11 protein-coding genes are annotated in these 16552 nt (G+C 38.6%); 9 read left to right on the top strand and 2 right to left on the bottom strand.

Annotation, left to right across the window (positions count from 1 at the left end):
- The first annotated feature begins 116 nt into the window (after positions 1–116).
- The 6 genes from MWU78_RS05575 to MWU78_RS05600 all read left to right on the top strand — a co-directional run bounded on the left by MWU78_RS05575 (position 117) and on the right by MWU78_RS05600 (position 9900).
- Positions 117–1652, top strand: coding sequence for an NAD(P)/FAD-dependent oxidoreductase (locus MWU78_RS05575; protein WP_246995778.1), 1536 nt, complete (start codon positions 117–119; stop codon positions 1650–1652).
- Between the two features lie 10 nt (positions 1653–1662).
- Positions 1663–2535 carry a cupin-like domain-containing protein gene (locus tag MWU78_RS05580; protein ID WP_246995780.1) on the top strand — a complete coding sequence of 291 codons (873 nt, stop codon included), beginning with the start codon at positions 1663–1665 and terminating at the stop codon, positions 2533–2535.
- A gap of 14 nt (positions 2536–2549) precedes the next feature.
- Positions 2550–4220, top strand: coding sequence for a C45 family peptidase (locus MWU78_RS05585; protein WP_246995782.1), 1671 nt, complete (start codon positions 2550–2552; stop codon positions 4218–4220).
- The gene (locus MWU78_RS05590) at positions 4220–5509 is read left to right on the top strand and encodes an AMP-binding protein (protein ID WP_246995784.1); all 1290 of its coding nucleotides are present in this window, start codon (positions 4220–4222) and stop codon (positions 5507–5509) included. Before MWU78_RS05585 ends, MWU78_RS05590 begins: the two co-directional genes overlap by 1 nt.
- Positions 5510–5732: 223 nt before the next feature.
- A complete protein-coding gene (locus tag MWU78_RS05595; RefSeq protein ID WP_246995786.1) occupies positions 5733–8639 on the top strand; it encodes a PEP/pyruvate-binding domain-containing protein in 2907 nt (968 codons plus the stop codon).
- Position 8640: 1 nt separating this feature from the next.
- Complete coding sequence (locus MWU78_RS05600; protein ID WP_246995788.1) at positions 8641–9900, top strand: serine hydrolase; 1260 nt, start codon at positions 8641–8643, stop codon at positions 9898–9900.
- Here MWU78_RS05600 and MWU78_RS05605 read toward each other — a convergent pair.
- Positions 9890–12745 (bottom strand): Npt1/Npt2 family nucleotide transporter, encoded by a 2856-nt coding sequence (locus tag MWU78_RS05605; RefSeq protein WP_246995790.1) that lies wholly within the window; start codon positions 12743–12745, stop codon positions 9890–9892. The two genes, MWU78_RS05600 and MWU78_RS05605, sit on opposite strands and share 11 nt — an antisense overlap.
- Positions 12746–12870: 125 nt before the next feature.
- Positions 12871–13812 (bottom strand): serine hydrolase, encoded by a 942-nt coding sequence (locus tag MWU78_RS05610; RefSeq protein ID WP_246995792.1) that lies wholly within the window; start codon positions 13810–13812, stop codon positions 12871–12873.
- A gap of 372 nt (positions 13813–14184) precedes the next feature.
- Here MWU78_RS05610 and udk point away from each other — a divergent pair, with 372 nt between their 5' ends.
- From udk to MWU78_RS05625, 3 genes are read left to right on the top strand one after another with little or no spacing between them, the layout of a single operon-like run.
- The gene (gene udk, locus MWU78_RS05615) at positions 14185–14793 is read left to right on the top strand and encodes a uridine kinase (RefSeq protein WP_246995794.1); all 609 of its coding nucleotides are present in this window, start codon (positions 14185–14187) and stop codon (positions 14791–14793) included.
- A gap of 6 nt (positions 14794–14799) precedes the next feature.
- Positions 14800–15132, top strand: coding sequence for a septum formation initiator family protein (locus tag MWU78_RS05620; protein ID WP_246995796.1), 333 nt, complete (start codon positions 14800–14802; stop codon positions 15130–15132).
- On the top strand, positions 15122–16507 hold the full coding sequence (locus tag MWU78_RS05625; RefSeq protein WP_348647057.1) for a methylmalonyl-CoA mutase subunit beta: 1386 nt from the start codon (positions 15122–15124) through the stop codon (positions 16505–16507). Before MWU78_RS05620 ends, MWU78_RS05625 begins: the two co-directional genes overlap by 11 nt.
- Positions 16508–16552 lie beyond the last annotated feature (45 nt).

Consider the following 16552-nt stretch of genomic DNA (forward strand, 5'->3'; position numbering starts at 1 on the left):
TCCAAAAGTACCCCTGCATTTCAACAGCTAGGGATAATAAATTTAATACAGTCAAAGAGTACCTACCAAAACACTTTATTGAGAATTGGTTTTGGGAATTGTAAAGAACTCAGCATATGAAAGAACATTACGACATTGTAATTGTTGGAAGCGGATTAGGGGGATTGGTTTCTGCCTTGATAATGGCCAAGGAAGGTTATAGTGTCTGTGTATTGGAAAAAAATAATCAATTTGGAGGCAACTTACAAACCTTTGTCCGGGATAAAACCATTTTTGATACTGGTGTACATTATATTGGCGGACTTTCAGATGGCCAAAACCTGAACCAATATTTTACATATTTGGGTATAATGGACCAATTAAAACTCAAAAAACTGGATGAAGACGGCTTTGATATTATAACGTTCGACGACGATCCAATAGAGTACAAACATGCACAAGGGTATGTTCGGTTTGAAAACAGTTTGATAGCCCAATTTCCAGAAGAGGAAAAGGCCATAAAAATTTATAGTGAAAAGTTAAGGGATACCTGTTCCAAATTTCCATTGTACAATTTAAACAAAGGCAAGCCTTCCTATGGGAGTGATGAAGTGTTTAACTTAAATGCCAAAACTTATATCGATTCCCTTACAGATAATAAAAAGCTACAGGCGGTTTTTGCGGGTACCAATTTTCTGTATGCCGGAGATGGGGAACGTTCTCCTTTCTATGTACATGCTCTTTCCGTTAATTCCTATATAGAAAGTGCTTACCGATGCGTAAACGGGGGCAGTCAGATTACCAAAGTACTTATCCGACAAATAAAAAAATATGGAGGCGATACTTACAAACATCATGAAGTGTCCAAATTCAATGTTCAAAATGGGGAAATTACTTCTGTTGATACAAAAAATGGAAAGCAAATAAATGGCGATATCTTCATATCCAATGTAGAACCTAAGCTCACTCTAAAAATGGTTGGTGAGGAAAACTTTAGAAAATCCTATACCAATAGAATCAACAAGATTGAAAGTATTATTTCTGCCTTTAGTCTATACATTGTTTTAAAACCCAATTCCTTCAAATATCATAATAAGAATTTTTATCATTTTAAATATGGAGATCGGGTTTGGGATGCCCAAAATTACACTCAGGAAAGTTGGCCTGAAGGATATATGGTCTCCATGGGCGTTAATAAAAAAGATGATGGTTGGGGAGATAGTTTAATAGCTATGACCTATATGAATTTTAATGAGGTTAAACACTGGCAAAATACATTTAACACAGTTGCCTCTAAAAATGATAGGGGACAGACTTATGAGGAGTTTAAGAATTATAAAACAGAAATTTTTATTACGGAATTGGAGAAAAAGTTCCCAAATCTCCGAGATTGCATTCAAACCGTTTATGCTTCCACCCCACTATCCTATAGGGATTATATAGGGTCACATAATGGATCCATGTATGGCTATGTCAAAGACGTAAACAATCCTCTGCATTCATTTGTCTCTCCTAAAACAAAAATCAAAAACCTTTTATTTACCGGTCAGAGTTTAAATATGCACGGAATCTTAGGAGTAACAATAGGAGCAATCATTACTTGTTCCGAGTTGGTTGGAAAAGACTATTTACTGGAAAAAATTTTGGAAGTCAATAAAACTCAAGAGGTGTAAAAATTTTTATATGGGACAGATCAAAACGATACCGATTACCAGGGTAAGCAATATTAGTAAGGAGGATTTTATTAATAAATTTTATAAAACCCAACGTCCCGTTTTAATTGAAAACCTCACTAATGATTGGCCAGCCCGTAAATTTTGGAATATAGAATATATACAAAAACTGGCGGGAGACCAGATGGTCCCGCTGTACAATAATGAACCTACCAAAGGGAGACAAAACTCTGCCGCCCCGGCGATGGAAATGAAACTGTACGACTACCTTGAAATCCTTAAAAACCAACCTACGGACCTTCGTATATTTTTTTATAATATTCTGGATAAAATGCCGGAATTAATTAAAGATATAAGGTACCCTGATATTGGATTAAAATTTTTCAAACGCTTACCGGTCATGTTTTTTGGCGGTAAAGGCTCGGTAGTGCTGCCCCACTACGACATGGATTTGTCCGACCTACTTCACTTTCATTTTCACGGTCACAAAAGTGTTCTATTGTTTCCACCAGAACAGACAAAATACTTATACAAGGTGCCTTTTTCAGTGCACAATTTGGAATCCATAAACATGGACGAACCAGATTTTGAAACCTATCCCGCCTTAAAAAAGGTTGAAGGACTGTATATTGAAATGAAGCACGGAGATGCCTTGTATATGCCAAGCGGATACTGGCACTATATTAAATATATGGATGGTGGATTCTCCATTACCCTCAGGGCATTGCCCAAACGTCCCATATTGTTGTCCAAAATGTTTGGGAATCTGTTTTTAATGAGACCATTTGAAAATACCATGCGAAAATTATGGGGGCAAAAATGGGTAGACTTTAAGGAGAAAAGGATGCTGATAAAAACCAACAATAGAATAGGCAAACAATAAATTAGGTATTTAGTATGCACCGCATAAAATTGATTATATATCTGACTGCCCTGCTTAGCCTTTTGGGTTCGTGTGGAATTTCGAAATCCCTCAAGGATAGGCCCAATATAAGTACCTACAACCCCCAAATTCCAGATATAACAAAAACATCGGATACTTCCTTCGTTTATTCCAATAACCACTTGACTAAAAATAAACAAGGCCTTTGGGAACTCTATGTTTCTGGAGACCCCTTGCAAAGGGGGTTAATTACTGGAGCTCTTACGGAAGAACTATTTCAGCACCAGGAAGAGATATTTTTATCCAAGGTAAGACAACTGGTGCCATCTAAGACAAAAAGATACTTTCTAAAAAAATTCTTGGCCTGGTACAATAGAAAAATGTATAAAAACATCCCTGAGGAAATCAAGGTAGAAATTTTGGGACTATCCAAATACGCTTCTGAGGACTTTGACTACATAGCGGAACCATATTCGAGGGTACTTTACCTGCATGGTGCCCATGATATTGGACATGCCCTACAAGATTTGGCCCTAGTAGGATGTTCTTCCTTTGCAGCCTGGGGCGATAAATCTGAAGATGGGAGTTTGATCATTGGTCGGAATTTTGACTTTTATGCAGGGGACGATTTTGCCGAAAACAAAATAATTTCCTTTGTAGACCCTACCGAAGGCCATAAATTTATGTCCGTGACATGGGGCGGAATGCTAGGCGTTGTCTCCGGAATGAACGAGCATGGGTTGACTGTTACCATCAACGCAGGAAAATCTAAAATTCCATTGGTGGCCAAAACACCCATCAGTATCGTTACTAGGGAAATTTTACAATATGCAGCTACCCTGAAAGAGGCCGTAGCCATTGCCAAAAAACGCCAAGTATTTGTTTCGGAATCCATTTTAGTAGGTAGTGCCAGGGACAAAAAAGCAATAGTAATCGAAGTCTCACCGCATAATTTCGGAGTATATGAGGTCCCCAACACCAATCAATTGATCTGCTCCAACCACTTTCAGAGTGATGCCTATGCAGAAGACAAAAACAACCAAAAACATATTTCCGAAAGTCATTCCAACTACCGTTTTGAGCGATTGGAGGAACTCTTGGGAGACCACAAAAAAATAACTCCTAAAATTGCTGTGGACATACTTAGAAACAAAGAAGGTCTTAGTGACTTGGATATTGGTTACGGCAATGAAAAGGCATTGAACCAGTTATTGGCCCATCACGGAATTGTCTTTAAACCGGAGCAAGGTTTGGTATGGGTTTCTTCAAATCCCTACCAATTAGGAGAATTTGTAGCCTATGACCTAAACGAAATTTTTAAGGACAGTTTAAATCAGAGGACTAAAACGACCCTTTCCGTCGCTAATGAAAACATTAAAAAAGACAGTTTCCTGTATACCCAAGCGTATCAAAACTACGAGGAGTATAGGTCAAAACACCACCAAATAATGGAAGCAGTGGCTGACGATAAACACTTAACTCCTAAATTCCTGGAGGAATTTAAAACATTGAATCCTGAATTTTGGGAAACCCACTTTTGGGTAGGCCGCTATTATTACAATAGAAAATATTACTTAGCTGCCTTGAATGCTTTTAAGGAGGCAAGTACAAAAGAAATCACTACAGTTCCCGAGGAAGCTTTGGTACATTCGTATATTCGAAGATTAAAACGTAAATTAAAATAATGATCCCTGATATTGAAAAAGCAACCGAGGAAGAAATACTACTGTTACAAGAACAGCGTTTAAGGGAACTTATTTACTATACTACACAAAAATCGACCTATTATAAAAGAATTTTTAAAGAAAATAATTTACAGGCCAGCGATATAACTACCTTGGCAGACCTGACCAAACTACCAACAACTTCCAAAGAAGACCTTCAAAGATATAATGATGATTTTTTGTGCGTAGATAGAAACAAGATTATAGACTATGTAACTACTTCCGGCACATTGGGCGAACCTGTTACCTTTGCCCTAACAGACAATGACCTGAACAGGTTGGCTTATAACGAGGCCATTTCTTTTGACTGTGCCGGTGTTACGGCAGACGATATTCTGCAATTAACTACCACTATAGATAGACGATTTATGGCCGGTTTGGCTTATTTCCTGGGCGCCAGGGAGCTGGGAGCGGGAATTATTCGAGTAGGTGCCGGAATTCCTGAGCTTCAATGGGATTCCATCCATAAATTTAAACCAACCTACCTCATTGTAGTCCCTTCATTTTTATTGAAACTCATAGAATATGCCCATAAACATGGAATAGACCCCAACAAAGCAGGAGTAAAAGGTGCCATTTGCATTGGAGAATCGCTAAGAAATGATGATTTTTCATTGAACACCCTCGCTGCCAAAATAAAGAAAGATTGGAACATTCCCTTGTATTCCACCTATGCCTCAACCGAAATGAGCACTGCCTTTACCGAATGCGAGGCTCAACAAGGTGGCCATCACCATCCGGAATTGATCATCGCTGAAATTTTGGACGATGAAGAAAAACCAGTTCCAGTTGGTATGCCCGGAGAACTTACCATTACTACCTTAGGTGTCGAAGGCATGCCTTTACTGAGGTTTAAAACCGGTGATATTGTTAAAGCACATACTTCAAAATGTTCCTGCGAAAGGAATACCTTACGCTTAGGACCCGTTATTGGGAGAAAAAAACAAATGATAAAGTACAAGGGTACTACACTATATCCCCCGGCAATGTACAACGTACTCAATCATTTTAATGAAATAGAGGCCTTTGTAATCGAAATTGCCCATAACGATATAGGAACTGATGAAATTTGTATTAAAATAGCTACTTTGAATCCGACAGATACTCTACTGCAAACGATTAAGGATCACTTTAGGGCCAAGCTAAGGGTACTGCCTAAAATTGAATTCCACGATTTTAAAACCCTTCAGGAATTGCGATTTCCAAAAATGAGCAGAAAACCTGTTATTGTTATTGACCATCGACTATAATTTTAGAGTTTATACCCAGAGCCTCCAACTCTTTTAATTTGTAACTCTACCGTTAATTTCCTACATTATAAATCCATAGAAGCGGAATTCCGTTCCTTAAACCATTTCCAGTTTTTATGGTTATATTTTTTTTGCTTAGAGCACGAAACTAATCGCCAAAAATATAATCGCATTAAAATTGGTATTACATTTGATTAATCATTGGCTATACTAGTGTATCACTATGAAAAAACAAATATTTATCTGCGTTCTACTATTTTATATACCCTTTATGGGCATTGGACAAAAATTGGGCAATCAGGAAATAAAGAATTTAATCGAATCTTATAAGAAGGACATCCGAGGACCCTATAAGGAGATTCGTTGGTTTTGCACGGATGGCAGTATACGCCAGCCAAAAGACCCATGTCCAGACAATATTGGACCCGGAGTTCAGCACGCCACCTATAAAAGCTCGGTAACCGATCTTGTGAAGAACAACCATATTTACTTGGGGCAGATTTTAGCCTATACGACCAAAGAGGAATTTTGGGATTCAGAACATAATAACTCCCGACTTAAGCAGTATCAGCTGGACAAATATTTAAGAACTGTAGATAATGGCTGGATCTTACAAAAGGGTCAGTTCTATCGTGGAGCACTACAGGCGGAGGACGAAGAAGCCTGGGGCGTCGATTTTTATAAATGGCTATTATCCAACACTGACAATTTAACCCAAAATTTTTACCTAATAAGACAGTCCCTAAAGGATATTCCACATAATGGTGATGATAATCTGGCCCAAATTATTAGGAGCGATTCTAAGGTAATATCAGATTTAGTACCGGAATTTATGGACTTAAGGGTTAAGATCCATAGTCAACCTGACGCAGGTGATATTAATAAAGTAAAGGATTTTAAAGCTAAAAACAACAACAAACTATCCAACGAAAATAAAGCCAAAATTGATGCTTTAGTATCTACCATGACCAATTTCTACAAACCAGTGGATATTGCGCAGATACAAAAAAGCACTCCCCTTGTCAAGGATAGCCCCATCGGGGTTTCAATAAAAACCTTTGCTACCAGCTACAATGGAGAGAAAAATGCTGCAGTACTTATCCCCGCCACGGCCGAATTGCTTTTAGATATAAGGCAGGCCGTCCTAAAAGAAGAAAATGCGATTGCCCGCCTGCAATTATTGGACGCCTCCTTAAAATTGGAAGAAATAATATTTAAGAATTCTCCCCAATGGCAGCCAGAAGATCTAGACGGACTTTTGGACAAGTTGTGTTATTTGGGTATGGCGAATGCCGGGGCAGGATATATAGAATTGGGAGAATGGGAGCAACTTAATTTATCCGTTAAAGGGTCCAATACAAGCTCCATGTCCCTTGGGCAACTAACCACTGTATTGGAAAATGCGCGTAGGGAAGTGGAATGGAGTTCTTCCATGGTAAAGGCTAATTATCAGGAAATAGTAGATATTTACACCGCTTTTGAACCAAAGGCATATGGATTTATAGACGATAAGATAAGGGGATCCATTGCGCTGTACTTAGGCCAGACCGTTGGAGAATTGGGCGATATCATTGCACAGGAATCCGCTTTGACCAACAAGGTCATGGACATAGACAACCAAAGTGGACTCCGTGGTCTCAATCCAGGGTATGCCTTGGGCGAGTTGGTAGTGGTTAGCGGTTCTCCGGATGAGATCGAGGTGTCCTCCGAAAAAATTTATGTTTTCCAACGTCCGCCGTCCGATCTTAAACCAATTGCAGGTATTGCCACGGTTTCAGAGGGCAATATGGTTTCCCACGTACAGTTATTGGCGCGGAATATGGGGATTCCCAATACCGCCCTTGGAGATGACAATCTAAAAAGCCTTCAAAAATTTAGCGGAGAAAGAGTATTTTATGCGGTGTCCAATAAAGGCAATGTTATTATGAAGTTGGAAAATGATATGTCCGAAGAGGAACGTAATTTGTTTGTCAAGATAGAACGCAAGGAAGAAAAAATTGAAGTACCCATAGAGAATATAAGGTTGGATGAAACCGCAATACTAAACCTAAGATCCGTGGATGCAGAGGATTCGGGTAAACTTTGCGGTCCGAAGGCAGCCAATTTGGGACAGTTAAAAAAGATGTTCCCGGAAAAGGTGGTTGAAGGCCTGGTAATTCCTTTTGGAATATTTAGGGACCATATGGACCAACCTATGCCCGATCAGCAGGGCAGCTACTGGGATTATCTAAACTTTACCTTCAAGCAGGCCGAGAGCATGCGTTCTGATGGCATTCCGGAAGGGGAGGTGGAAAACTATCAATTAAGGCAATTGGAAAGCTTAAGGGAGGCTATAAAGGTAATGCCTATGAAAGACGAATTCATTTCGCAATTGGAACGCGATTTCGAAGAAGTGCTAGGAAAACCTATTGGTGAAATCCCTGTTTTTCTGAGAAGTGACACCAACATGGAGGATTTGAAGAATTTTACCGGGGCGGGATTAAACCTTACTATTTTCAATGTTGCAGCCAAGGAAAAAATAATCTCGGGTATTAGGGACGTTTGGGCTTCCCCTTATTCCGAACGTAGTTTTAAATGGCGACAAAAATACCTTCTAAACCCAGAAAACGTATTCCCCTCCATTCTGGTTATTCCAAGTGTGGATGTAGATTATTCCGGAGTATTGATTACCAAAGGGATAAGTTCTGGCAATCCCGAGGATTTGACCATTGCTTTTAGCAGAGGGGCCGGTGGTGCAGTAGATGGCCAATCGGCAGAAACTTATTTAATAATGGATACTGGCGCCACTCAACTGCTGGCACCAGCTAGGGAAATGTACCATAATCGACTTCCATCAACTGGAGGAACGGAAAAACATATGTCCACTTTTGAAAAATTCATCCTAAGCCAAGAGAATATTAAGGAAATAAGGGAGTTTGCCAAGACTATTCGTATCACTATGCCCAAGGAAACAAAATCGGATTATGATGGGGCCTATGATGTGGAATTGGGATTCCAAAACAATAAACTATGGTTATTCCAAATTCGACCTTTTGTAGAAAACAAAAAGGCGTTAAGCTCCAACTATTTGGAATCTATCACCCCAAAAATTGATTTGAACAAAAACATACCACTTTCTAAAAAAATATAGGATGCGCAAGTATATAAATTATTTTGTTTTATTGCTGATCTGTTCGGCATTTACCACTGCAAGCTATTACCCCATTGACGGTTATTTGCACACAGGAATCAAGAGATTGAAGTATTTGGAACTGGTAAAAAGCGGGGAACTCAAATCTACCACTGTAATTCCTCCAGGGGCTCAAAAGTCCTATATGGATATAGAATTGAATCTCCTTTCCAAAAAGGAAGACAGTGTGGGGGCCTTTCTAAAGGTAGATGAGCAATTCCAAAAAGACATCAATTCATTGTTTAGGGGATTGGATAAAAGTTATTCCATTGCCGTTTTGGATATTTCCGATATAGACAGTGTTCGATTTGCCAAGCGAAACGAAACTGCAGGCTATCAACCTGGAAGTGTAGGTAAATTGGCCGTAATGGTTGCATTGTTTGACCAACTGGAGAAATTATATCCGGATTCTTTTGAAAAACGACTGGAGCTATTGCGTTCAAAATCCGTAAAATCCGGCGTTTGGGGATTGACCGATGCGCATACTGTACCCATTTTTAATTTGGAAACGAATAAACTTCTAAAAAGACAGGTAATCGCCAGTGATGTTTTTACTTTGTTCGAATGGGCAGACCACATGCTTTCCGTTAGCAACAACGGGGCAGCCAGTATTGTATGGCGGGAAGCCCTGTTAATGGCCGCATTTGGTGAATCCTATCCCACCCTTACCCAGGAACAAGCGGATACATACTTTACAACTACCCCAAAAAAGGAATTGACAGATTTGGCCAATGACGTGGTAAATCTACCTTTAAGGGAATTAGGAATTACCACGGATGAATGGAGGTTAGGGAGCTTTTTTACTTCAGGCCCCAATAGATATGTGGGAGATAAAGGGGGCAGTATTGGTTCTCCTGTTGGATTGATGAAGTTTTTAATTAAGCTGGAGCAGGGAAATGTGGTGGATGAAGCATCCAGCCTGGAGATGAAGCGACTTATGTACATGACCGATCGAAGGATTAGATATGCCCAGTCCCCGGCCTTAAAGCCAGCTGCCGTTTATTTTAAATCGGGCAGTTTGTATAAATGTGATAGAAGTACGGGCGAAGCATGTGGAAAATATATGGGCAATGTAACCAACTATATGAATTCTGTAGCCATTATAGAACATCCTGACAATTGTAAATATATGGTGGTTTTGATGACAAACGTATTGCGAAAGAATTCCGCTACGGACCATATGACCTTGGCCAGTAGTGTCGACAAAATAATTAAACGATAATTTTTTTAAAGGCAGTCAGAATCTCGCCTGCCTTTTTTCTTGCCTTTTCATTGGAATCTTCCAAAACCATTTCCAGTATGGGGTTAAATTTGGGGTCCCGGGTTTTTTCAATCAAATAAAGCACGGCTAATTTTAGCTTAATATCCTTTCGCTTTAAAAGGGCCAAATAGCTTTCGGATTCGCTCAGGACCTTTACATTTAGATTCTTTAAATTTTCTTCAGAAATAGCACCTGCCTGTATAATGGATTCCGCCACAGGTATCAATTCCTTTTTAAGCTGAATATCCAGGATATTGTCCAAAAATTCAATGGCATGTATACGCTGTTCCTCTTTTCCTTTCAATATGGCGTTTAGAATAGGATCCACATCCTGTGGGGGATATTTTATACCCAAAAATTGAAAAATCCGCTGTAATTGTCTGTCCAACCTTAGTTCAAGCAAATGTATCAGGCCATTTCTGGCTTCGTTTTCTTCCTTGGACTCCAGTTTTTCAGGGTTCTTTTTATACTGTAAGACTATTTGGGTATGAATTACAGACAGTGTACTTTGGTACAGATGGCACTCGTCCAAGATCTTATCTACAATAAAACGGTCCTTTATTTTAAGATGGGGATACTTCCATTTTAGGTGTTTTAAGGCTTCAATAGCCTCAATTTTCACCGTATGTTCCATATCTTCGGTAAGTTTTATTAAGGTATTGATAGCCTTTTGGGAAGTAAACTTTCCAATAACCTTAACCACATAGGCGGTATCATCCTGATCAATGGTATCTCTCCGTAATCCCTCGAACAAAATATCGATAATAGGCTCTCCGTAAAAGAAGAGGGCCTCTATAGCCGATTTTCTGGTATCCTTACCCGATAATTTGGAGATAATAACATTAATAAACTGCTTGTCCAAGGTTTTGGATGCCGCCAGAATTGCAGTATTGATCGTCTGAGCGTTCTCCAAATTAAGATGGGCATATAATACCTCGTAAAACTTTTCTACCTTGGCATTTCCAATGGTTTCCAAAATGGCAAGGATTTTATTGGACCTTTCCAATTCGGAAGGGCTTTGCGATAGCTGGGACAAGGCATTTTCAATTCTTTGCTCCAAACTAAATCGGTCCTGCATAACCCTATTATTTCGCAACTCCATGGACAGACCAATTAGAGCGGCATTGGCTATGGTGTTGTCCTCTACCGATAGATATTTATCCAAGAGGTCTACCGGGTTCAATTGATAGTGCTTTAACAGATACCTAAAGGCAGAGGTGGTCACTTGCTGATCCTTATCCAAGACCATGGCCTCAATTTCAGGACATAAATTTTCCGTATTTAAAAAATAAAGGTTTTCAATGGCCAAAGCCCTTACCTTGTCTGATGGATTGTGCAATAGGCCTTTGATGGCCATAAAGAAACGTTCATCCTTAACTTCCAATGTTTTGCTCAACATGTGCAATATCTGATTCTCGTTCCCCGTTTCAAATACCCGGATTACCGTTTCAATAATGGAAGTAACTTTTATCTCCGACTTGTTTGCCTTCTCTTTTTTAAGCGGGCTATATTCCAAGAGACTCTTGAAGGAAATTATATATTCATTCCTTAGATGATAAATAAAATACAACCAGATCAAAATAAGTACAATAATAATTATACTGATATAGGTAGAAGATATTTCCAATCCGTTTATAAAAAAGATAAGAATAAACCCCGCCAACCCAGTAGCTATACTGTCCACTACAACATCTGTAAATGTTTTGGTCTTCTTTTTAATCTCTATGGGAATAGGTATGGAAAGCAATTCTGTTGCTGCCTTATTTACCGACTGTTTTAAGCTTCCGTCCACGATTTTAATAAACACCACCACCCAAAGCTGAGGTACCACCAGTAGCAAAAAAGAGCCCAGTAATACTCCCGAAGGCAACCACAATAAAGATTTACCAACACCAAAAGTTCCCACTATACGCTTAGTAAGGAACAATTGTATTAAAAGGGAAATAACGCTCAAGGTAGAAAACCAAAATCCAAAAAAGGAGGTTAATTCATCCTGGTTCTTAAAAAATTTGGAGGCATAATCACTGTACTGATAATCTACCAACTTGGCCACTAAAACGCTTATTCCAATGACCACAGCGATTAAACTCAGCAACTTGGATTGTTTGATCAACCTAAAAGGGGATTCTGCCTTGGGATTGGAGCGACTGGACACCTGAAAGGGGTTTAGTTTCAAAACTTCGTTTTTCCAGATATAACGTGTTATGGGCAAGCAGCACATTAGGAGAGCGGCTGCGACAAACAATAAATCCTCGGTATAAAGAATATTGGTCAAAAGGGAAGTTAAATAACCTCCAAATATACCCCCGGCAATTGCACCGGCGCCAATAAAGCCGAAAACACGTTTGGCCTCCCTAACATTATACACCAAATTTGCCATTACCCAGAACTGTGAAGCGGTCAACAAACCAAAAATGGCCACCCAAACATAAGGGATATATAGGATCAAACCATTACCGAGATTTAAATTTAGGGCAAGTCCAAATATCACCAAGGAAATAACGGAGCCGACCAAGGTACGATCTACAATAATATTAAGAGCGTACTTTGCTAATGCCCTATCATAAAAAAAAGAACCCACTACAGCCATTATGGCCGTTAAAACATAGCCCAATGGCAGTGCCTCTGAAGTAAGTTCGGATAGGAAAAGGGAATTTATTGTAGGTTTTACAATTAATAAAACCGTAATGATGAGGAATATATTTAATTGAAGAAGAAATGTTTTGGTCAGTTCCTCTTCTTTTAAATCAAATGCCTTTAGAATGTATGTTTTAAACGTTCTAACAAATGAAATTAGGTAGTTCAATTTTTATGCGTTTTAAAAAAAATCAACAGCACTCCTATCTAAAATAATTCTATAGAAGATTAAGACCAAAATTACTTTATTGGCCAATATTATACGAATAAATAAAGGGAATTATAAAAAGGGACTTAGTTAACGGCCAAATGAATCCGCTCCGCCTTCAATACTTTTTCAACAGGCCTTACCAGATCCCTAATAATTTGCTCACCTCCTGCATCATCTATTAAGGCTACCAAAATATAACGGCGATTGGGATTATTTCCCCAAACCAGAATGGAATCGGAATGAAAGGTTCTCCAAGAGCCCGACTTTCTATATAGCCTGGCGTCGGGAGCAATGTTGTCTAACGTATTTACAAATTTATGATGCAGTTCAGGATCTCCCATGATATCCAACATTTGTTTGGAACGACCCTTGCTAACCAATTTACCATTGGCCAATAGATAATAATACCTACAAACTTGGTTTACGGTTGCCGCATGCGACAAATTCTTTAGGGGTTCCCGATTGGTATCACCACCACTTCCGTATCTTTTACCAACCCATAGTCCACCGCCTTGACTCTCATCATAAAACATATATTTTGGATCGGTCATTACGGACTGTATCTTATCGTATCCCAGTCGATCGATCATTCTTGTAGTTGCTTCGTTGTTTGATTTGCTGATCATTGACCGCATATCTTTCCTTATTTCCTGAGTTTCCTTTAACTCACCCTTTTCTAGGGCATCCATAGAGGACAACAATACCGCTATTTTTGGCAAGCTGGCCGCATACATCATATAATCGCCATTAATACTTGCATATTTTGCATTTTCCGGATTGGATAAGTCCACTATACCAACTGCCATCTTATTGTTATACATTAAGGATTTCCAGGTAGGATTGGACATTAGTTCCTTTTCCAAACTTGCCTGCAAGGCACTATTGGTTAAACTGGGCAAGGGTTTAACCTTGGCATTGCCTAAATTAATGGGTAGGTCTTTTTGTGCCCAAGCCATACCAGAACATACGAATACGCACAAAATTCCAATTACGCGCATTTTCAAATGAAAATAAGATTTACCCATAATATAAACAGTATAATACTGATTGTTAAGAATTAAATATGAACCTCAATTTAAAAAGCTGGTCGAAAAAACCGATCAAAGATATTCTATAATCGTGTCCGACATCTGTTAAAATTTATACTTCAGTAAAAAACTAAGAACCTACTTAATATAACGTATAATTAGTCATATTCTGATTTTACTATGTTAAAATTTATTACCTCAACACCTAAAAAGGTTTTACCTCTCTACCAAAACAATAAAGACCCTCTAGGTGGTATTTATATATACGTTGTAAGTAGATAAAAAGTTTAGGTGTTTGTAGGTCATGGAGCCATTTTAATCATGACAGTTTGATCGCAAATTGTTATTTTTGGAACAAATTAGAAACACATGTTGGTTATAGGTATTGCGGGTGGTACGGGTTGTGGAAAAACTACTGTTGTAAATCAAATTATAAATGAATTGCCATTTGAGGAGGTAGGGGTTATTTCCCAGGATTCTTACTATTGCGACCTGTCCCACTTATCATATGAAGAACGTACCCAAGTAAATTTCGACCATCCCCGTGCCATCGATTTTGAATTATTGGGCAACCATTTACAGGATTTAAAAAAAGGAATTCCAATTCACCAACCCGTTTATTCATTTGTTAAACACAATCGTACCACTGATACCATACTAACACACCCTAGAAAGGTTATGATCGTAGAGGGTATCTTAATAATGACAAATCCTAAAATAAGGGAGATGTTCGACATTAAAATATTTGTTCATGCCGATTCGGATGAGCGATTGATAAGGCGTCTAAAAAGGGATACAACTGAACGTGGCAGAGATTTGGATGAAGTTTTAACACGGTATCAAAATACCTTAAAGCCTATGCACAATCAGTTTATAGAGCCCACAAAGGAATATGCCGATATTATTATTCCTAACAATAAATACAATACCGTAGCAGTAGATATCGTAAGAACCATAATCAACGAAAAATTAAGTTAATCACTTATGGGAATCAAAGGGATAAGAAAGAAAAAATGGTTTGGCGTGGTCACCAATATGTATGTTTTGGTACTTACGATTTTTGTAGTTTGGATGGTTTTTTTCGATACCAACTCTCTGCTAATACATTGGGAACTTAAAAAGCAAATAAACAATCTTGAAAAGCAGAAAGATTTTCTCCATGAGGAGATAGCAAGGGATAAAAAGATAATAGAAAAATTGTCCGATCCCGAGGAGTTGGAAAAATTTGCCAGGGAACAGTACTATTTGAAAAGGAAAAATGAGGAAATTTATTTAATTGAATATGAGGACAGTCTAAAAATAAAGGATGATGAATAAGTCTGAACTCTTTAGCGATTTCCCTGAGATTTCTTCCAAAGCCTGGAAGCAAAAAATCCAGTTCGAGCTACAAGGCGAAGACTACAATGAAAAGTTGGTTTGGGAATCCCCTGAGGGCATTAAAGTAAAACCTTTCTATCATTCGGAAGACCTGAAGACTCTCAAAATAAGTGAAGCCAATAAAAATACTGGTTGGCGTGTTGGACAGGGAATATTCTCGGGAAATACCAAATTGGCCAACGCAAAGGCCTTGGACGTAATTGCACGGGGAGCTGAGAGTATCCAATTTACCATTCCATCCGAAGAAATAAAAATTCCTGAGCTTCTCAAAGAAATTGACCTAGGGCAAACAACTATTTATTTTAACCTTCAATTCCTATCATCCTCCTATGTAAGATCAATACTGGAGGCCACCAAAAACCAAATCAACAAGGTCTATCTCAATGTAGATATCATTGGCCATTTGGCCAGAAATGGCAACTGGCAATTCAACCTCAACCAAGACCATAAAATATTAGATGAAATTCTAAATCTAAATCACACTCAAACTTTGAGTGTAGATGTTGCCCTCTATGAGAATGCCGGGGCCAATCTAATTCAACAACTGGCCTATGCCCATGCCCATGCCAATGAATACTTGAATCATTTAAATGAAAACCATACGGACATTCTTAAAAGGACTGTAATTACCTTTAAGGTTTCCGTCGGGAGCAATTATTTCTTTGAAATTGCCAAGCTTAGGTCGTTGAGAATGTTGTTTGGGACTCTAGCCAAGGAATATGGAGCTTTGGAGCAGTGCCACATAGTTGCAACACCTACCTTTAGAAACAAAACCCTGTACGACTTCAACAATAACATGCTGCGAACCACCACAGAATGTATGTCGGCTATTTTAGGGGAGGCAGATATGGTAATAAATATGCCATATGACGCCATCTATCACAAGGACAATGAATTTGGTGAACGTATGGCCAGAAATCAATTGCTGATTTTAAAAAACGAGAGCTATTTTAACAAAGTGGACAATGCGGCGGATGGAGCATATTATATAGAATCCATTACCCATCAACTTTCAACCAAAGCACTCGAATTATTTAAACACATAGAAGCTGGGGGAGGCTTTTTGGTACAGCTAAAAGAACACATCATTCAAAAAAAAATAAAGGAAAGTGCCGCCAAAGAACAGGATAATTTTAATAGGCTCGATAAAATCTTGGTGGGCACTAATAAGCATGCTTCCAAGTTGGATAAAATGAAGGATAATTTAGAAATATATCCGTTTGTGAAAATGAATACCCGGAAAACCTTGATCGAACCGATCATTGAAAAAAGATTGTCCGAGGATTGGGAACAAAAGCGATTAAAAACTGAATAACAGCCCGTTCCAACTGGTTGAAAAAGTTATAAAGCTTCCAAAAGG

Origin of the sequence: Arenibacter sp. F26102 (genome assembly GCF_023015865.1) — a bacterium.
GTDB lineage: Bacteria > Bacteroidota > Bacteroidia > Flavobacteriales > Flavobacteriaceae > Arenibacter.